This is a genomic window from Methylobacterium sp. WL69 (genome assembly GCF_008039485.1).
GTDB lineage: Bacteria > Pseudomonadota > Alphaproteobacteria > Rhizobiales > Beijerinckiaceae > Methylobacterium.
Map to the genome: position 1 here is coordinate 1 of NZ_VRUZ01000080.1, position 18,749 is coordinate 18,749.

The 18,749-nt window shown below is 63.4% G+C and carries 12 protein-coding genes and 1 pseudogene; 4 read left to right on the top strand and 9 right to left on the bottom strand.

Annotation, left to right across the window (positions count from 1 at the left end; genetic code table 11):
- Nucleotides 1-354: 354 nt before the first annotated feature.
- The 7 genes from FV218_RS17630 to FV218_RS17665 form a co-directional block, all read right to left on the bottom strand.
- Nucleotides 355-3,501, bottom strand: coding sequence for a type I restriction endonuclease subunit R (locus tag FV218_RS17630; RefSeq protein WP_147710926.1), 3,147 nt, complete (start codon nt 3,499-3,501; stop codon nt 355-357).
- On the bottom strand, nt 3,498-4,052 hold the full coding sequence (locus FV218_RS17635) for an abortive infection family protein (RefSeq protein WP_187273093.1): 555 nt from the start codon (nt 4,050-4,052) through the stop codon (nt 3,498-3,500). The genes FV218_RS17630 and FV218_RS17635 overlap by 4 nt, the downstream gene beginning before the upstream one ends.
- Before the next feature lie 140 nt (nt 4,053-4,192).
- Entirely contained in the window at nt 4,193-5,512 is a 1,320-nt protein-coding gene (locus tag FV218_RS17640; RefSeq protein ID WP_147710928.1) for a restriction endonuclease subunit S, read from the bottom strand.
- Nucleotides 5,502-7,109 carry a class I SAM-dependent DNA methyltransferase gene (locus FV218_RS17645; RefSeq protein ID WP_147710929.1) on the bottom strand — a complete coding sequence of 536 codons (1,608 nt, stop codon included), beginning with the start codon at nt 7,107-7,109 and terminating at the stop codon, nt 5,502-5,504. The genes FV218_RS17640 and FV218_RS17645 overlap by 11 nt, the downstream gene beginning before the upstream one ends.
- A gap of 486 nt (nt 7,110-7,595) precedes the next feature.
- Nucleotides 7,596-7,940, bottom strand: coding sequence for a helix-turn-helix transcriptional regulator (locus FV218_RS17655; RefSeq protein WP_147710931.1), 345 nt, complete (start codon nt 7,938-7,940; stop codon nt 7,596-7,598).
- A gap of 1,056 nt (nt 7,941-8,996) precedes the next feature.
- Nucleotides 8,997-9,434, bottom strand: coding sequence for a hypothetical protein (locus tag FV218_RS17660; RefSeq protein WP_147710932.1), 438 nt, complete (start codon nt 9,432-9,434; stop codon nt 8,997-8,999).
- Nucleotides 9,435-9,590: 156 nt separating this feature from the next.
- A complete protein-coding gene (locus FV218_RS17665) occupies nt 9,591-9,830 on the bottom strand; it encodes a hypothetical protein (protein WP_056088269.1) in 240 nt (79 codons plus the stop codon).
- Nucleotides 9,831-9,987: 157 nt separating this feature from the next.
- Between FV218_RS17665 and FV218_RS17670 the strand changes: the two genes are divergently transcribed.
- Together FV218_RS17670 and FV218_RS17675 are read left to right on the top strand one after the other, a co-directional pair.
- Entirely contained in the window at nt 9,988-10,254 is a 267-nt protein-coding gene (locus FV218_RS17670) for a metal-sensing transcriptional repressor (protein ID WP_147710933.1), read from the top strand.
- A 7-nt stretch (nt 10,255-10,261) separates the two neighbouring features.
- Nucleotides 10,262-10,968: pseudogene (locus tag FV218_RS17675) on the top strand (MFS transporter); the annotation flags it as partial.
- A 154-nt stretch (nt 10,969-11,122) separates the two neighbouring features.
- Here FV218_RS17675 and FV218_RS17680 read toward each other — a convergent pair.
- Together FV218_RS17680 and FV218_RS17685 are read right to left on the bottom strand one after the other, a co-directional pair.
- Complete coding sequence (locus FV218_RS17680; RefSeq protein WP_147710934.1) at nt 11,123-14,746, bottom strand: glycosyltransferase; 3,624 nt, start codon at nt 14,744-14,746, stop codon at nt 11,123-11,125.
- A gap of 18 nt (nt 14,747-14,764) precedes the next feature.
- Nucleotides 14,765-15,667 (bottom strand): glycosyltransferase, encoded by a 903-nt coding sequence (locus FV218_RS17685; protein ID WP_246685163.1) that lies wholly within the window; start codon nt 15,665-15,667, stop codon nt 14,765-14,767.
- A 370-nt stretch (nt 15,668-16,037) separates the two neighbouring features.
- On the opposite strand from FV218_RS17685, the gene FV218_RS17690 reads away from it, so the two are divergent.
- Both FV218_RS17690 and FV218_RS17695 read left to right on the top strand, forming a co-directional pair.
- Nucleotides 16,038-17,717: a hypothetical protein gene (locus FV218_RS17690; RefSeq protein WP_147710936.1), complete on the top strand. Its 1,680-nt coding sequence runs from the start codon at nt 16,038-16,040 to the stop codon at nt 17,715-17,717.
- The coding region (locus tag FV218_RS17695) for a GSCFA domain-containing protein (protein ID WP_147710937.1) at nt 17,714-18,749 on the top strand (1,036 nt) is incomplete at its 3' end. The genes FV218_RS17690 and FV218_RS17695, both read left to right, overlap by 4 nt.

The following is an 18,749-nucleotide window of genomic DNA, read 5'->3' on the forward strand; positions in this document are numbered from 1 at the left end:
AGCGCCAGACCCTGATGGATCGCCGCTTGCGCCACCACGCGCAGGCCGCCTAACCTCTCACCCCAGATGGACCAGAGCCTCCGCTCCTGAACACCGCTGAATGTCCCAAATCATCTGACGACGGACAGTGATCCGAGACCGGCTCGATGCTGTCGGTATCGACCCCAACGGGTACTCAGGTCACAGTTTACGTGCTGGTTTCGCCACGAGTGCCGTTCAGGCAGGAGTATCGACCTTTAAGATTCGCGCACAGACGGGCCACGCGAGCGATGCCGTACTATCTCGCTACGTTCGCGATGGTGAGCTGTTCGTTGGAAATGCGGCAGGGGCATTGCTGTAAGGGTTGAAAATTGATTACTTCCACCCAGTCGCCAGCACTTCGGCCTGCCGAATGACAAGGTCCACGGCCACCTTTTGAAGATCAGGAGGATACCCGTATCGGGCGAGGAGCTTGCGGACCTCAATCCGCATCTTTGCTCGAACGCTCTCTTTTCGCGTCCAATCAATGGTGGCCGAGTTGCGGATCGTCTGAACCAGCAGCTGAGCCAGGACGCGAAGCTGGTCATGAGCCATCAATACCTTGGCCGAACCGTTCTCAGCGAGCGCGTCATAGAAGGCCAACTCCTCGGTGTTTAGGCCTAGCTCGGTGCTCCGAGCGTTCGCCGCACTGATGTCTCTGGCAAGGGCAATTAGCTCTTCGATTACCTGGACGCTGTCAACGGCACGATTGTGGTAGCGCCTCAGGGTTTCATCAAGCCGGTCGCTGAGCTTGTTGGCCTCAACAATGTTCGATCGAGACCGGGCTTTGATCTCGTCAGCAAGAAGGCGCCGTAGCGTCTCAACGGCGAGGTTTTTCTCCGTGGTCCGACCAACCTCGGCCAAAAACTCGTCGGAGAGGATCGCAAGGTCGGGCTCGTCGAGGCCAGCCGACTTGAACACATCGAGTATGCCATCCGCCATCACGGCGCGCGACAGCAACTGGCGGATTTCCTGCTCGATGCCCGCCTGCCCACGTCCCGAAGCGGACGTATACTTCATCAGGTTGACCCGAATGGCGGCGAGCAGGGCGATCTCGTCACGACGACTCGTAACGCGCTCGTCGCCCGCGCTCAGCGCATAGGCCACCTCTAGCTTGATAGCGGCTTCGACGAACTCCTCGCGCCGATCACTGGCTAGCACGTGTTCCAAGCATTGCTTAAGGATTGTTAGTCGCCCGGTAGGTCCAGCGGGGAAGAAATCACGCCACGGACTACCATCGAGGAGCGCCTGCGCACTCTCTAGCCGCATGAGGGTCTGGCGCACGGTCTCGTTGGGATCGAGGCGAACCTGATCGCGATCTCGCGCGGTGTATTGGGCGAGGGCTGCCCGTAGCTCTGCGCCGATCCCGAGATAATCGACGATCAGTCCGCCCGGCTTGTCACCCCAAACCCTGTTAACACGGGCGATAGCCTGCATCAGCCCATGCCCGCGCATAGGCTTATCGATGTAGAGAGTGTGCAAGGAGGGCGCGTCGAACCCCGTGAGCCACATGTCGCGGACGATGACTAAATCGAAACCCGAGTTCGGTTTCTTGAAACGCTCAGCGAGCTTCTCTAGACGCTTTTTGGAACGCAGGTGCGATTGCAGCGGTAAAGGGTCAGCATTTCCGTTTCCGGTAATGACAACCTTCAGCATACCGGCCGCGTCATCTCGCGGATCAGCGCAAATCCAGTCCGGCCTTAGCGCGGCGACATGGTCGTACAGTTCAACAGCGACCCTACGGCTGATCGTGACGATCATGCCCTTGCCGCCCGCCATCGCCTCCCTACGACTATTGAAGTGTTCAACAATGTCGGCAGCGACTTGGGCAATACGATCGGGAGAACCAACGATCTCCTCGAACCGGGTCAGGTTGCTCTTACCGCGCTCGATCGCGGCGTCGTCACCCTCAGTCAGTTCCTCGGCAAGCGCGTCTAGCTCGGCCCGTTCCTCATCGGTTAGATTAAGCCGGAGTCTCGCCAGCCGGGCAGTGTAGTGGATCGGGACGGTCGCCCGGTCGGCAACGGCCTGCGTCATGTCGTAAGTGTCGATCACTTCGCCAAAAACGCCGATCGTGCTGCGGTCCTTGGCGTCGATCGGTGTCCCTGTAAACCCCACGAAAGTAGCGTTCGGCAGCGCCTGCCGAAGATACTCTGCGAAGCCGACCTGCTCATGAACGCCATCGTCAGCAATCAGGAAGCGTTTTTTGAACCCATACTGACTCCGATGCGCCTCGTCGGCGATCACAACCACGTTGCTGCGTGGGGTGAGTAGCTCGTGCTGACCCTCTTCGCCGCGAAATTTCTGGATAGCGGTAAATACGAGCCCACCGATGTCTACGGTCAATAGACGGCGCATCTCGGCGGCGCTGTCCGCCTGTGTTGGTGTGCCTCGCAGAGCGGAGATATGGGCGTTGAACGTGCCAGACAGTTGATCGTCAAGATCGTTTCGATCCGTGACAACCACGATCGTCGGGTTCTTGAGCGCCTTGGCAAGCTGAAGCTGGCGCACGAAGAAAAGCATGGTGAGCGATTTGCCCGACCCCTGAGTGTGCCAGACCACGCCCCCTCGCCGCTGCCCCCCTGTCCCTGCTGCGTCGACCGTGGACGCAAGCGCCTTCTGCACGGCGTGAAACTGATGGTAGCCGGCCAGCTTCTTGGATTTGACCACACCGTCGACCACTTCGAAGGCGATGTAATCGACGAGGAGGTCCAAGAATCGCTCGGGTGCGAACACGCCTCGGATCACCACTTCAAGCTCTGAGCGGCCGGTGTCGTCGAGGGTTGACCCGTCGATGGTGCGCCAGGGAGCAAACCGGTCGAGACCGGCCGTCAGCGAGCCGATCCGTGCTTGAACGCCGTCGCTTATAACTAGCACCTGGTTGAAGCGCATTAACTCGGGAGCTTTTTCACGATAGTTCTGTAGCTGGGTGTGAGCTCGTTGCAGGGTCGCGTGCGCGTCGGTAGGGCTCTTCAGCTCCAGCAGTGCGAGCGGCAGACCGTTGACGAAGGCGACCACGTCGGCTCGGACGGTGTCACGTTCGCCTTGAACGATGAACTGGTTGGCGACGAGCAGACGGTTGGCGGCGGGATTTGCTCGATCAAGTAGGCGCAGGCCGATGGTGCGCGTTTGTCCATCCTCGTTCACATCGACCGGAACCCCGGAGGACAGCAACGGATGGAAGGCTCGGTTGTTTTCGACGAGGTCTTGACTTGGCGTCGCCAGCACAGTGCGGACAGCCACATCTATCATGGTTGGTGTCGCATCAGGGTTTAGCGTCGCTAGGGCGCTTCGCAATTCAGGCTCAAGCACAGCCTGCCGATAGCTAATTCGCGCGCCCATCGGACCGTCCGGGGCGAGGTAGTCGCCTGCGACCGTGCGCCAGCCGATCAGCTCAAACCATGATAAGGCCGCCAGTTCAACCGTCTCCTCACGGAAACCCGAAACGCTGGGCTCGGCAATGGTGAGGTACTGGTCCGTCATGCGGCTGCCTCTCGATCGAAAGCGGCGGCCTCCTGCTCTGACTCCCATTCGAGCCGCGCGGCTTCGTACTGGGTGGTGTCTAGCTCGAAGAGGACACGGCTCGGCTGAAACGTAGAGCCCGCGATCTCGATGTCGCCGTACTCGTCATCCAGCGATACGTTGAACAGCTCGAAGTCGTCATAGCTGCTAACTGTGACTTCAGGCAACATTCCTGCGGCTCTGGTCCAAGCTACGTCAAATAAGAAACTGATCAGTGTGTCACAGAGGCCGCCAAGCATTCTCGCGTGCTGGCGCTGAAGCGTGCTCCAGTCCAGCGAGCCGCCGTGGCGCATGCCGGGGATATTGCTGAGTTCGGCTAGCGCCCCGATAGTTCCGTTGATGCTTCCGACTAGCTTCTTGATCGCTTTGTCAACGCGCTCAGCATCCGGGTGATCCTTGAGCGTAAAATCGAGCGCCTCAAAGACGCGCCGATTTCGGGTCGAGAACTCATCACCGTCCGAAAAGGCAAGTCCGAGCTGAGGAGCTATGGTCAGCTGCGTAGCTTCGAACAACGCCCTAACCCGTTCAAGGCAACGGTCAGGCTCGCGAGTAATCGTCGCTTCCAACGCCTCAACGTGAACCCTAAGACGAGCCGCTCGATCTGGGTGATTCTCCATCAAGGAGTGGAGCATTTGAAGCCTGTAGGACAACATTATGCAGCTGCGATCCGATCCATGGCGTCCGCGATGCGTAGCTCACCAGAGATAAGTTTGGGTAGAAGCGTGTCGCGGAGGGAGGCTAGGGTCTGCGCGTGCGATCTGGCGAGCGCAACACGCTCGTTGATGACGCCAAACGGCCGGAACAAGCCCTCATGCGCCCTTGTCGGTGGGATGGGTATCTTAATGGCATCGAGTGCGTCGGTGGGTAAAACGCCTGTGCCATGGCCGGCAGCGCGCACCTTAGCCCGCAACAGAAGTTGTTGGTCGAGAACGGCGTAAAGCAAATAGCTCTCGTCCAGTTTCGCAGGCACCAGCGCCTTAACATCCTGATTAAAACTCACGTCGCATCGAGCCTGTGAGACCCGCACGCCCTGATGAAGGCCCATACCCCGCACCATTACCAATATCGAACCAGCAGGCGCTATGCGCGTGCCGTTGCCGATAGCGGCCGGCGTGACAGAGTCTGGAGTTTCGCTCACATGCGAACTAACCATCGAGCGCGGGGTAACCCATGGGATGTTACCCCCCCAATAGGCCAGCTCGCTCTTGTTCGGCGTTCCACCAGACAAAATACAAACCTGCTCCCGCAATGGGCTTAAGCCCCACCCGATTGGGAGTCCTTCCTCATCGAAGCTGTCCGGGAACAGGGCCTCAAGGTCGCTTGACAACCCGGTCTTCTCGCCTTTGACTTTGGCACGAATAGGGTCGAAGTCGATGAACCAACTTCGAAAGAGTGCTCGCGCCAGCGTTTCGAGCGTTTCAGCCATGCGGCAATTCAATTCGATTTTCTCGTCGAGAGCGCCCAGCAGTTCCGCGATGCGCGTTTGCTGTTGAACGTCGGGCGCTGCTACCTTCCAAGCGCGCAGAAGCCCCATGTTAATATGCGGAACACCCGTTTGAATGGTGGCCCCGTCGAGGAAGTTAAGAAACGCTGTCGAGCGTAGAAGATAGTATACAAACAGCGGATCTGATTTTTGTACCCGCACTCCCATCTGGCTCTGTGAAACTACATATCTAGTTGAGGGCTCGCTCGGAACGATGGAAACTTGCCCCATCGTACCCCTTTGAGTGACAATAATATTGCCAGCTTCGACCTGATTGGATGCTAGCCGAGCAGCTTTCTCGGCGCCAACATATACGAACGGCCCGGCGATGTACCTTCCGGCTTGCTCCATATTGCTGCCACGGATTACTGGAATTCCTATTGTAGTATAGTCGGCCTGGGTCAAGTTAGAGCCGAATGGCCCGCCAATGATGTTCTCTCGTCCGCCGATGAGTTCGGCAAAAGTTTGAACGCCCCACTCACCAGCCATGACCAACTCCGGCCAGCACCTGCCGGATGCGCTCGTCCAGGCGCGCACCTTCCACCATCTGCGCCCTTAGCGTTGCGTTCAGTCGCGCCATACGCTCCTCAAACGGCTCGTCGTCAGCTTCCGCCGCAGCTGTTCCGACATAGCGGCCGGGTGTCAGCGCGTAGTCCTGTGTAGCGATCTCGGCCGTTGTCGCCGTTTTGCTGAACCCTGCCTCATCAGCATAGCCACCGCCCGTCTCCCGCCAGGAATGATAGGCACTCGTGACTCTGGCGATGTTCGCTTCGGTCAGCACCTTTAGCGTCCGACTCTCCATTGTGCCGAGCCCGCGCGCGTCGATAAACAATGTCTCTCGACGGCGGTTGCGCAGCTTCAAATCGCGCACGAGCCCGTTCGACTTGTCGCGCGCCAGGAACCACAGACAGACAGGAATTTGCGTTGTCGCAAACAATTGGCCCGGCAGGCTAACGATGCAGTCCACGAGGTCTGCATCGACGATATTCTTTCTGATTTCGCCCTCGCCTAACTGCTGGCTGGAGAGCGACCCGTTTGCCAACACAAACCCTGCCACGCCGTGCGGGGCAAGGTGGTGGATGAAGTGCTGCACCCAGGCGAAGTTGGCGTTGCTGGCCGGAGGGACACCATAGGTCCAGCGGTCTCCGGTCCTGAGTCGTTCTCCGCCCCAGTCGCTGTCGTTGAAGGGCGGGTTGGCCAGCACGAAATCGGCTTTCAGGCCAGGGTGGAGGTCTTCGTGGAAGCTGTCGGCCCATTTAGAGCCGAGATTCGCCTCGATGCCCCGGATCGATAGGTTCATCTTGGCGAGCCGCCATGTGGTCGGGTTCGACTCCTGGCCAAAGATCGAGACGTCGTTGTGCTTGCCGTTATGCGCCTCGACGAAATGCTCCGACTGTACGAACATCCCGCCCGAGCCGCAGCAAGGGTCATAGACCCGCCCCTTGAACGGCTGAATCATCGCGACGAGCAATTGGACGACGCAGCCGGCCGTGTAGAACTGCCCTCCGCGCTTGCCTTCGGCGATGGCAAACTGGCCAAGGAAGTACTCGTAGACGCGGCCAAGCACGTCTTGTCCGCCGTGCTCGTCCTTAAAGGTCAGGTTGGTGAACAGTGCAATCACCTCGCCGAGCTTTGTCTGGTCCAGCTCGGGGCGAGCGTAGTTCTTAGTCAGTACGCCCTTGAGGCTCGAGTTTTCGGCCTCCAAGTCGATCATGGCGCGATCGATCAATGCGCCGATTGTCGGCTCAGTGCTTGTGGCGTGCGCCTTTAGGAATCCCCACCGGGCGTTCTCGGGAACCCAGAAGACGTTGTCGCCAACATAGAGGTCACGTTCGTCCACGAGATCGACCTCCTCGGGATCGATCAGGGCTCGAACTCGCCGCTCCTCAAAACGGTCCGAGATGTATTTCAGAAATATCAGGCCGAGTGCAACATGTTTATACTCGGCAGCATCCATATTGCCACGCAATTTATCGGCTGCAGCCCACAGCGTTGTGCTAAAGTCCGACGTTGATTTGACCGGTTCTGACCCGGTCTTCTTTGTTCCCGGCTTCCGTCCCCGTGCCACGCTTGCTTCCTCGACCAAAAATTATCCACGTTCAAGGGCAATGTGCCTTAAGGGAGCGTCCATAGCTGCAACGACTAAGGCCAGCCGAGGCGATTTTTGTGTGGTGATACCGCACGGCCACGGCAACATAAGGACCCGGTGATATGCCAAGCAACGCCCTGATGGGCCAATCGGCTGTTAGGAGCTCGGTTTGTGCATCGATGCGCTCGCCACGTTACACCACAAGATTCGACGAGCTGCCCTCGATCCTCGCCGCGCAGCGACCCTCAGAGAACATTCCGCCTGCTCAGCGGCTCCTGGGGGGGGTTGTATAGCTTGGCGAATTAGAGGCATAGGGCCCATTTTTGACTAGTGTAGAATTAACTTCACTATGCTTTGAGAGTGCATCGATCCGCCACGGTGAATCCTGAGGACGTGGGGAAATGAGCGCAGGAACGTCGCTGCTCGGCGCCGAAAATTGGTGGAAAAATTGCTGGCGGAATCAACCAAACTGGTCGAGCTGCCTCATTCCGATAGGACTCGCGGCCGGTGCTTAGCCGCCAACGCCTCGGACTGAACCACGACGATTTCCAGAATCTCATCGATAAGGGCGTCGGCAGCTGAGTTCAGACGGTCCAAAAGAACGGATCGTGGGGAGGGTTGACCCGGTTCGGCTACTCCCAAAAGCCAATCCGGGGTTGTCCGTAACGCCCCAGCGATGCGCACCAGCGTCGCAAGGTCCGGCTCCCTAATGCCGTTCACGTAATGTGAGTAACGCCTTTCCGAGAGGCCAGCGCGCCGCGCAGCCTCCGCATGTGCGATCCCGAGTTCTTCCGCCCGAGCGCGCAGACGTATCGCAAAAATCTCCATCGGAACGATTTGTTCCGAGTCATCACTTCACCATAGGTACATTTTGTGCCTAAGGTACCCTACATTATGGACTTCATAAGGCCGATCGATGCATCGCAAGCGCAATTTTCCCCGAGTTATTAGCGTGCTCGGCTTGATGTATTGTGCTTTAATTATCGCATCTTGTGCTCCCGAAACGCCAGAAAGCAGGAGAGCAGAAACATGCTCCCCTCGTTCTGATCCTCAGCGCCCATCTATCGGTGAAATTGGAGCGTATCTCACTTCTCAGGAGTTCGTTGCCACCCGCTTGCGTGCACCTGGTAAGGCTGAATGGCCATCCTCAATGCTTGAACCTGGGATTAAAACGCTCCACCGAACCGGATGTACTTTCTACGTAGACTCTTTCGTTGATGCCCAGAACGGGTTCGGGGCTCAAACTCGAAGTCGGTACCAAATGGTCCTTGAGTTTCATCCAGAGCAAAACTCTTGGTCTATGTCAGAATATTCCGTGCATTAAGCATCGTTTGCAGAAGGGCGAGCTGCCGGACGTTTATCGGAGGCGGCTTCAAGCTCCTGGAAAGCTACCCTGAACCGCGCACTCGGAAAGCCTGCCGAATTTGCTCGGGCTAGACAGCGATCATACGAACTTCGGCATGAACCCATTCATTGTGCCGAGGAGGCGTCGCCACACAAAGGAGTTTCAATCCTTAGCCCCTCTCAGGCCTTTGATCACCGGTTCGATCAGTCTTGGCAGCGATGCGATCATCTCTTCCCTAGGGTCAGAACCCTGGTACAATTCGTTGTGAGCTTCAGAGAGTGGGCTTGGCGCAAACCCTTGGAAATCCAAAACTCGCGGAATTTGGCGGAGCCTCCCTCCGTCTCCGCCATTTACGACAACCCCTCATAACTGATTGTTTTGACTGGGTTTTCGGTTGTAACAAAAATGCATTTGTCCTCGATTTGTCCCCGCAAAAATTGCCTGTGGAAAGCCATTGGCGACGGAGCGAAGGATGCCTGGCCCACTGCGGCGGTCCGATAGCTGATCGTGCGGCGACGTGATCAGGGGTCTCAGGTCGCTTAGACCTTCGGAAGCGCCGCAAGAAGCTCCGGCAGGATCACCTCCATCCGGACGCCGAGCAGCACCCTCTTCCTTTTCAACTCGATCACGACACCGGCAAGCATCGGCACGGGTATCTCGCCGCCGAAGAACACGTTCAGGTCGACCGGACGCCCGGCATCCACGACGGCCCCGCCGCTCATCCCCTTGGGCGCGGTGGAGTTGACGACATTGCCCTCGTCGTCGCGCGAGCGCTTGGCGTATGTCATGAAGATGTGATGGTCGCCGTCGCCTGGAAGCTTCGCGGCGATCTCGGGATCGACCTTGTGGATGTCGCTGTATGTGAAGAGCCGCGCCTTCACCGACCGCTTCTCGGGGTTGTACGTTCGGTTCTTCGAGTTGGGGCAGCCAAGCGCCGAGTAGTAGCGACCTCGTTCCGTCCGCGCGGATATCGACATCTCATCCATTCCGACGAAGCGGCCCCTCACCTTGGCGACGAGGTCTTCCGCCGGGAAATGGAAGGCGAAGTCGTAGTGATCCCGGGCGCGGCCATGAGGCGCTGCGGTCGCCGAGAACCCGCCTTCGAGCTTCTCAAGGCCATCCCCGACGCCAAGCTAGAGCGTCGTAGATTGACTCTCGTCGATCACGTGCGCTGCCGTCAGCAGGGCCTTATGGCCCCTCAGGTCGAGCAGGACGGCCGAACTGATGTGGACCGGCCGACCATTCTCCTTGCTGCCATAGATCGGCACCACCGTCTCGCGGAAGCGTGCCTGCGCCCTGTCGACGAGAGTGTTCGCGACCTCTCGCAGGCGTGCCAGCATCTCGGGCGTGATAAGGTCGTTCGCTTGAACCATGCATCCTCCGACGCCTGCGCATCGCCATGGTGGCGACTATGGCGACGCGCCGGGGGCTAGCCGAGGCAAGGTCGTTAAGACCTCCACTCCCCACGGGGTACGGAATAGCCGAGATCCCGCATTGCCCCCATCCCCTCCAGGGGGATCGGACACTGACATGGAACACGCCTCCCACCCCGACATCGTCAAGCGCCTGAAGCGTGCCTACGGTCATCTCGCCGGTGTCATTGCCATGATCGAGGAAGGGCGAGCCTGCGTGGACCTCGCCCAGCAACTCCATGCTGTCGAGAGCGCAATCACCAACGCCAAGCGCGTCCTGATCCAGGACCACATGGAGCACTGCCTCGGGCACGGGATGGAAAACGGCGCCAAGGGGGCAACCGAGGCCTTGGCCGAGTTCAAGGCCCTGGCGAAGTACCTTTAAGGATCCGATGCCGAGCGTCCTCGACCATCGCACCTATCGCCATCTGTTCGCGGCCCAGGTTATCGCCTTGATCGGCACGGGCCTGCTCACGGTCGCCCTCGGGCTTCTGGCATTCCGGACGCGGGTGATCGCGCAGGCACGGTCTTGGGCACGGCGCTGGCCATCAAGATGGTGGCCTACGTCCTCGTCGCCCCAGTGGCCCAGGCCTTCACGGGTCGGTTGCCACGACGCGCATTCCTGGTGGGCACGGACCTCGTCCGCGCCGCTATCGCTTTGACGCTGCCCGTCGTCGATCAGGTCTGGCAGGTCTACGCCCTGATCTTCCTCCTGCAATCAGCTTCGGCGGCGTTCACCCCGGCCTTCCAGGCCACCATTCCGGACATCCTACCGGACGAACGCGACTACACCCACGCCCTTTCGCTCTCGCGCCTCGCCAACGACCTGGAGAAATTGCTCAGCCCGACGCTGGCGGTCCTTCTCCCGACGGTCGTGCCCTACAACGCGCTGTTCGGCGGTACGGTCGTCGGCTTCCTGTGCTCGGCGGCATTGGTGGTGTCCGTGACCTTGCCGACCGCCACCCGATCCGACCGGCAAGGCGGCATCTACGACCGGACGACGCGCGGCCTTCGGATCTACCTCGCGACGCCGCGCCTGCGCGGGTTGCTCGCCCTGAACCTCGCGGTCGCAGCGGCCGGCGCCATGGTCATCGTCAACCGGAGTGAGCGATCCGTCTTTCCAGGTGTTTCCGGCCGGCCATAACCCCTCGTGCATTGCACTTGGTCCGTTGACGGGCACCTTCACCGCCACGCCGACTTATCGGGTGGTGATCAAAGTCCTCGTTGCGTAGCAGGCTACTTCCTGGAAGCCGCTAGCTGAGGACGCGTTGCAATGCGGTATTGAAGCCCATGAATTGCACGGTGCGGCGGCGGTAGCACTGGAAGACACGGACGCGGCCGGCCTCGAGGGCGCTGCCGGGAACCCCGAATTCGAAGCCGCCGTAGAGGGCTTGAGGCGTTCCAAGGTGGGCTGCGATGTCCGAGCGGGCGAGGCGCGCCGAGATACAGGCCTGAGGCCGGCCCATGGTGTCGTCCCAAAGGGCGAAGGTGCACAGGACGTCGCCGAGCCCCCGCGCGAAGGCCCACCCGCGGCATTCCACGAGTCCGCCAAACTCGGCCGTAGTCGCCCGTACGGCGCGTTCGATGGTTGGCGTTCGCTTAAGTTGCTTGATGAAGTGGCGGCGAAAGGCGGGCGGCACAGCGCGGTCATGGCGATAGCGGCCCGGACCCGCGACGATCTCGATGTAGAGGGGAACGGCAGCGCGATGCACCCGGCCGCCCGTTGACACAGCTATGGCGTATCGGCCCGGATCCAGGCCGGTTAGGGCGGCGACGAGGCGGAAAGTGCCGTCCGCCGCCGGCGCTGGGGCGATGGGCGCCCGCCATGCGGTTCCGTCCTCCCGTTCGAGCCGGAGGCACGGCATGGCGTCGGGCGCATCTTCGCTTTCGATCCGCGCCGCGAAAGTCCACAGGTCGTCCGGCGTCGCTAACAGAACGCCGCCCGCATCGGGCAAATTCTGCCGGAGGTCGCGAAATCCTGGGCCGAGGACGGCCGAAGTCGGACTCGCCTCGCGGGCGAACCGGACGAGGGTCCCGCCCGTCTCGCCGGCGGCGACGATCTGGAACAGGCCTTGGGCCACGAGGAGGCCGTTGCACCCGGCCTGGACGAGGTCGACGGCGTGCGGGCCGGGGGCGAGGCCGGCGACATCAACGAGCCCTGAGAATCCTGCACGAACCGCCCCTGGATCACCGAGGCTGTCGGCCACGTCCGGCCGTTCCTCCCTCTGCAGGACGGCGTAGGCCGTGCGCGCCGCTCCCGTGAACCGCAGGTAGGTCCGCTCGGCTGCCGGGGTGTCGAGGCGGTGCAGCCAGCCCTTCACCGAGAGATGGCGCAGGACGAGGTCGTGCCCGCTCGGGTGTGCGATCTCCCGGTCGTCAAGGCGCAGGCCGTCGCGGGCGAAGGCCAAGGTCGTGTGGGTCACGGGCAGGACCGTCGTTGATAGGGTTCGGTCCGGTTCGAGTAGGGTGTCGAGGAGAGGGGCCGCCGGCCGGGTGTGCGAGGCCGCGCCGAGAGCGCCGGCATCGGTCCCGTCCCAGTGGATGTCGCGCAGGACCCAGGACGGCGCGTTCACCCGCAGGCCAAGTTCGGCCAGGGTCAAGTCGCAGGTGACGCGCAGACGATCCGGAACCCGGTCGTGCGGGCATGGGTGGGCGGCCATGAGCCGTTCATAGAGGCTCCGCACTGCATCAAGATGGCCCGCCACGGTGATGAAGCGCTTGGCCGCCACTGCCGTGCGCATCCGTGCCAGTCGCTCCGGATCGAAGTAGAGATCGAGAAGGCGGCTCCGCACCGTGCCGGGATCGTGGGGCGGCACGAGGAAGCCGTCGACACCATCGGTCACCCGCTCGCCTAGCGCCCCCATGGCGGTGGCCACGGGCACAAGTCCGGCCTGCCACGCTTCCGTTAGGGCAATGACGTAGGTCTCGGGCCAGGTCGAAAGGTGGAGGGAGACGTCACAGCCCGCCAGCAGGGCGTGGATGGCGTGCGGCTCGTAGGCACCCATGAGGGTGACCCGGTTGGGCGAGAGTCCGCGCAGGCGCCCGGCATGGTGCTCGTCGATCCGGCCGAACACTTTGAAGTGGATACGGTAATCCTCGCAGATCCGCATGAGTTCGATGATGTCGCTGCCACCTTTGTGCCCGGCGAAATTGCCGAGCATGGCGACGGTGAGCTGGGGGCCGTCATCGCGTTCGAGCCGCGGCGTCTGCGTGGCGGGCGTGATTCCGCTGGGGCCGGCTTCGACCGGGACCAGCATCGCGATCTCAACGATGCGGTCGGCCGGGATCTCCGGATAGAAAGCCCGCAGATACGCCCCCGTGCCCGTCGTGCTGGTGACGAAGGCATCAACGCCCCGCACCACGAGGGAGACGAACCCGTCGCGGCGCGCCTTTGCACCCGGCGGGAAGTTGCTGGCGGCGATGAGGCAAGCGTCGCACTGGTCGCGCCCGCGCGCCACCACATCGCAGAAGCGGCCGGCATGGTCGAGCAACAACCAGCGCTCGCAGATGAGGTAATGATCGTGGAGATGGTAGACTACCGGTACGCCGCAGGCACGCGCGATCAGCGGCAGGCTGAGGGGTAGGTGGAGCAAGTGGTGTATGTGGACGAGGTCCACCCGTTGCTCGAACAGGATGCGCTCGAAGACGCTCTCGATATGGGGATCGGTGAGTTTCGGAAGTCCGATCTCGCCGCATGCCGTCGTCTCGTCGACGCCTCGCCCTTCGAGGCGTAGGGACAACCGCCCGTCTTGGATGACAGGAAACAGGAACAGAATCTCGTAGTCGGGCGCCAAGCCGACCAGCGCCTCCTGGTAGATCTCGACGCCACCGCCACTTCGGTATCCAGTTCGGTTGTGGCTCAGCATCAGCACCGTGCGTTTCGCCGGGCGCCGGACGGGCACGAGCCGCCGGTGAAGGCTGGCGGCCGCCCTGAGGATCTCGGCGACGCGGTGGTCATAGAGGTGTTCGGCCTGGGTGCGGGTCCGGGCGGCGCGAGCGGCGGCAATCCGCGCCTCAGGGCGGCTCAACATCTCGGCGATGGTACGCGCCCCCACCGCGTCGTCCGCGCACACGGCGATCTCGGACTCCGGCTCATAATAGTTTCGAATCTCAGGCTGGGGCGAAACGACGACCTGGAACCCGCCGGCCAGAGCCGTTTCGAACAGGCGGGGCGGCGGCGTCGAGCCCTGGGCCTGGGAGGCATCGGAAGCCGAGAACACCCGCGGCAGGGTGAGAACAACGCGGCTGCGGTTGGCCAGACGGGCGAAGTCGCGGTTGCCGCAGCGCCAGTCGGTGACGAGCCCCGGATCACGAAGAGCCGGGGGCCCGATATAGGTGTTCCACGGCAGGGCGAGCTTGACTTTGAGGTCGCGCGGCAGGTGCCCGAGGATAGCGTTGAGGCTCTCGACGCGGTTCGGCCACGCCGTGCCAATGAACAGCAGATCGTAGAGATAGTCCCGGTCGTGGTCGAGCACGGGAAGGTCCTGGAAGAGGCTCGCCGCGGCGAGCGGCAGGTGCCGCGCCCGGCCCCCGTAGGCCGCGACGCTGGCCCTGTCATTGGTGAAGACGAGATTGAAGCCCGTGGAGCAGCGGACATTGTCGGTGAGTTCGTAGGGATCTTCCGTGGTCCAGAGGATGCTGAGCCGGGCCAGGGCGGCGAGGCGCCCGAGCACGGGGGCGTGCTTTCGCGCGCCGCCGAAGGCGAACAGGGTGTCGAATCCCTCGCTTGTGAAGGTTGCCAGGGCGTCGGCGTGCCCGGCCAAGTGCACGCGCGCCACCCGCGGATGCCGCCGCAGGGCATCGGCGATGGCGAGCACGATGTAATGGTTGTGCGTGCCCGGCTCCGTGTCGAGGAGCAGGATGGAGAAATCGGCCATGGGGTTCGTATTTCGTCGTCAGCGCCGGGCGGTGGCGAAGCGTGGCCGCTCCGGAGCGTCGGACAGCCCGCCGAGGGCGATCGTGCTGCGGCACAGGTCGAGGATCCGGGCGGCGCGCTCGGTATAGGTATGCTCGCGCAGGGCGCGGTTTTGCGCCCGCGCGGCGATGGCCTGGATCGCGGCCGGATCGTCCAGGGCCTGCTCGATGGCGCGGGCGATATCCGCGACCCCGTCGACGAGCAGGATCTCACGGCCCGGCTCGAAGGCGTCGCAGATTTCCAGCCCCGTGGCGAAGAACAGCTGTGCCGAGCCCGCCAGGGCGACCTCGAAGGTGCGCGGCCCGGGCGTCGCTGGCGGCAGGGCGAAGCGGCGGTTGGCAATGTCGAGGTCGCGGCCGATGTTCAGGGTCAGGCGTGCGTCGGCGGCGTGGTCGGTCATCTCGGCCGGGGTGAGGCGCCGGTTGGTGGCGCAGCGGATGTCGGAGGGCCAGTCGGTGCCGAGGATCGCCACGGGATGGCGCGACAGCACGGCATCCGCCCGTCGGATCAGCGCGACGCGGTTGGGGTAGGCGACGCCGCAGAAGAACACCACGGTTTCTCGCCCGGCGACGGGCACGAGATCGCGAAAATGCCGGGCCCGCGAGGCGGCCAGGGGCAGGTGGTGGACGTTGCCGTGCCGGTAGTGATGCACGGCCCATGAATCGTTCGAGAAGATGATGTCCGCCGTGAGCTCGGCCTTGAACGAGTAATCGAACTCGTAGGGATCATCGTGCAGCCAGTAGGCCAGCTCGGCTCCGATACTGTCGACCGCGCGGCGAAGACCGCGTAGATCAGACGCATCAGGCACGATACTGCCGACGGCGACGACGAGATCGGGACGGAGCTGGCGGATCGCCGCCGGTGCGAGCTCCAGTGGTACCATGGTGACGCGGTCCGCACCGAGGATCTCGACGAAAGCTTCCGCGAGGCAGGGGCGTATCGAAGAATTTGTATTCAGCGCGTCAGTAAAAGTACTCGTTACGAGCACCTTGGGCCGACCAACCCCTCGGCCTGTACGAAAAATCATCTTGGAGCTCGAGCTGTACACCGGCGCCTGACGGTTTGACTTTGTGAAGCTGTGAATAATAAGTCCGAAGCCATCGGTTGTCCATGCAAACACGAAAGAAGCCGTGACTAGGGAACAAGTGGCAACGTCTTTTGCGACGATTAGGCAAACGATACAGGATAGGCAGGCACAATCCGGTGACGTCACACCGGAGGCCGGTCCTGTCCGCTGCGGGATGGACCCGCGCGTGCTCCATCCCTTCCGACCGCTCCTCGCCGGCTCGGTCCTCGTCGCCGGTGCCGCGAACGACAGCCTGCTCGCGTCCCTGCGCGACACGGCGCGGAGCGTGGCCGTCGCGGACGATGCGGCGCCGCAGGCGGCCCGCTTCGACACCGTGGTTCTGGCCGATCCGCCGGCCGCGGCCTGGATGACCCAGGGCGAGCAGGGGGCCGACCGCCTGACGCAGGTCCTGGCCTGGGCCTGCGCGAGCCTTCGCCCTGGCGGACGGTTGATCGTGGTGGTCGAAAACGCCCTGAGCCTGCGCCACTTCGCGGGCCATCCCGAAACGGCGTCCGCCCCCGGCCTGTTCAGCCTCGAGGATCGGGCACGGCCCGACGGCTTCGTGCTCCCCACGCGCCGGGATCTGCGGGACCGGCTCGCCTGCCTCGGTCTCGGTGAGCAGGCCTGGTGGTTTCCGTTTCCCGATCACCGCCTCGCCCTGAGCCTCCTCGCCGAGGGGGGACTCGTGGTGGGCGACGACTTCGATCCGAGCGTGCTCGCCGCCGCCGCGGCGGCGTTCGATCCGGACGGCCCCGGCGAGGGCCGGTTCTCGCTCCCGCGCGCCTGGGCGGGCGTATCCCGAGCTGGCCTCGTGGGTGACCTCGCCCCCGCCTTTGCCGTGGCGGCCTCGGCGGCCGCCCTCCCGCCGGACCCGCGCCTCGCCCTGCATTTCGGCCATCGCCGCCGGCCGGCCTTCGACAAGGTCGTCGGCTTCGTGCGAGAGACGGACGCGATCCGCGTGACGCGCACGCCGCTCCATCCCGACCTGCCGCGCGCCGTGGACGGCGTGGTCAACCGGTTTCCGGACGAGGCCTTCGTCCCCGGAGCGCCGTGGCAGGTGGGGTTGCACGCGTTGCTCGCCCGGGACGGCTGGACATTGGCCGAAATCGTGGCTTGGGCGGCGGTCTGGCGGGATGCCGTGCGCGCGCTTTACATGGATGGCGGGTCCCTGACGCCCGATACGCCGCTTCCCGGCGGCGCCATCGACGCGATCCCGCGCAATCTCATGCACCGGAACGGCTTTCCCGTCTTCATCGACGCGGAATGGGAGATCGATGCCCTCGACTTCGGCCATTTGCTGGTGCGGGGGCTCGTCAACGCGTTCACCGACGTCCCGTCCTGCGGTGCGCCCGGACCCGGCATCGTGCCGACCCTCCTCGACCTCGTCCATGCCGTGGCCGAAGGCCTGGGCACGCCCCTCGACCCGGCGACCCTGGACGCGGCGCTCGCGCGCGAGGACCGGTTCCAGACGATCGTGAGCGCGGTCAAGACCCGTCGGGACCGCGCCTGGCTCGCGGCCGCGCGGCTCGTCCTCCGCACCGCGCCTGCCGATCCCCGCGCCGAGGCGGATCAGGCGGCGGACCAGGCGATCGCGCGCCTGCACGCCGAGGCTACGGCACTCAGGGCAGAGGGCGACCGCCGGGTGGCCGCCGTAACCGAGGATCTGGAGGAAGCCCGCCGCAGGACCGACCGCGTCATCCGCTACGCGGCGGACCTCGACCGGGAGCGAGGCCGGTTGGCGCGGGACCTTGCGGAATCCCGCGCGTTGCTCGTACGGCACAGGGTGGCCTTCGGCGACACGATCCGCGCGAAGCTGGCCGCTGGCCTCGGCCGTTTCGCACCTCGTCGGGACGGCGCCAAGCGATGACCCATCCCTATCTCGCTTTGCCCGACCGGGCGTTCTGGTCACGCGCCTTCATGGACAGGACACCCCGCGACATCGCCGATCCGGGCGCCGGGCCGCTGATCCGGGACGGCGCGGCCATCATGTCCGTGGGCAGTTGCTTCGCCGCCAACCTCGTGCCGTTCCTGGAGCGCGCCGGCCTGCGCTACCTCCGCACCGAGCGTCTGGCCGATTGGCTGGGGATCGCCCCGGAACCCTTGGGCTACGGCCGCTACAGCGCCGCCTACGGCAACGTCTACACCGCCCGGCAACTGCTCCAGCTCCTGCGCCGGTCCTGCGGCCGGTTCACGCCGGTCGAGGATCGCTGGTGCGAGCCCGACCGGGTCGTCGATCCCTATCGGCCGGGCCTACGCTACGCCGCCCGCACCGAGGCGGAGTTCGAGCCCCTTACCGCCCAGCACCTGCGGCTGACGCGGGAAGCCTTCGCGGGGGCCGACGTTCTCATCGTCACCCTCGGGCTCACAGAAGCGTGGATCGCACGCGACGGAGCGGTGTTTCCCGCCTGTCCCGGCACCGTGGCGGGGCGCTTCGATCCGGCCCGGCACCGCTTCGTTGAGTTCTCCTGCGCCGAGGTGACGGAGGATCTCAGCGCCTTCGTCACGGAGCTGCGCACCTTCAATCCAAGGGTCCGAATGATCCTCACGGTGTCGCCGGTGCCCCTCGTCGCGACAATGGGCGGGCGCCACGTGCTGGAGGCCTCGACCCACGCAAAGGCAGTCCTACGGGTGGCGGCCGAGAGCGTCGCCCGCAGCTCGGTCGACGTGATCTACTTTCCCGCCTACGAGATCGTCACCGGCCCGCAGGCTCCGGACGCGTTCTTCGCGGATGACCGGCGCAGCGTCAGTCCGGAGGGCGTCGGCGCTGTGATGCGGGCCTTCCTCGCCGCCTGCGGCCGCGAACCGCCGGGCGAGGCGAACGAAGCGCCCCCGCCGACGATGCCCCCCACCGCCCACGTGTCCCGACTCCTCGCCGAGGCCGAGTGCGAGGAGGAGATGG

Coding starts and splice junctions, on each gene's coding strand:
- FV218_RS17685 (WP_246685163.1), bottom strand. CDS start 15,667: ATGGTACCACTGGAGCTCGCACCGGCGGCGATCCGCCAGCTCCGTCCC.
- FV218_RS17630 (WP_147710926.1), bottom strand. CDS start 3,501: ATGACGGACCAGTACCTCACCATTGCCGAGCCCAGCGTTTCGGGTTTC.
- FV218_RS17640 (WP_147710928.1), bottom strand. CDS start 5,512: ATGGCTGGTGAGTGGGGCGTTCAAACTTTTGCCGAACTCATCGGCGGA.
- FV218_RS17665 (WP_056088269.1), bottom strand. CDS start 9,830: ATGGTTCAAGCGAACGACCTTATCACGCCCGAGATGCTGGCACGCCTG.
- FV218_RS17680 (WP_147710934.1), bottom strand. CDS start 14,746: ATGGCCGATTTCTCCATCCTGCTCCTCGACACGGAGCCGGGCACGCAC.
- FV218_RS17660 (WP_147710932.1), bottom strand. CDS start 9,434: ATGTCGATATCCGCGCGGACGGAACGAGGTCGCTACTACTCGGCGCTT.
- FV218_RS17655 (WP_147710931.1), bottom strand. CDS start 7,940: ATGGAGATTTTTGCGATACGTCTGCGCGCTCGGGCGGAAGAACTCGGG.
- FV218_RS17670 (WP_147710933.1), top strand. CDS start 9,988: ATGGAACACGCCTCCCACCCCGACATCGTCAAGCGCCTGAAGCGTGCC.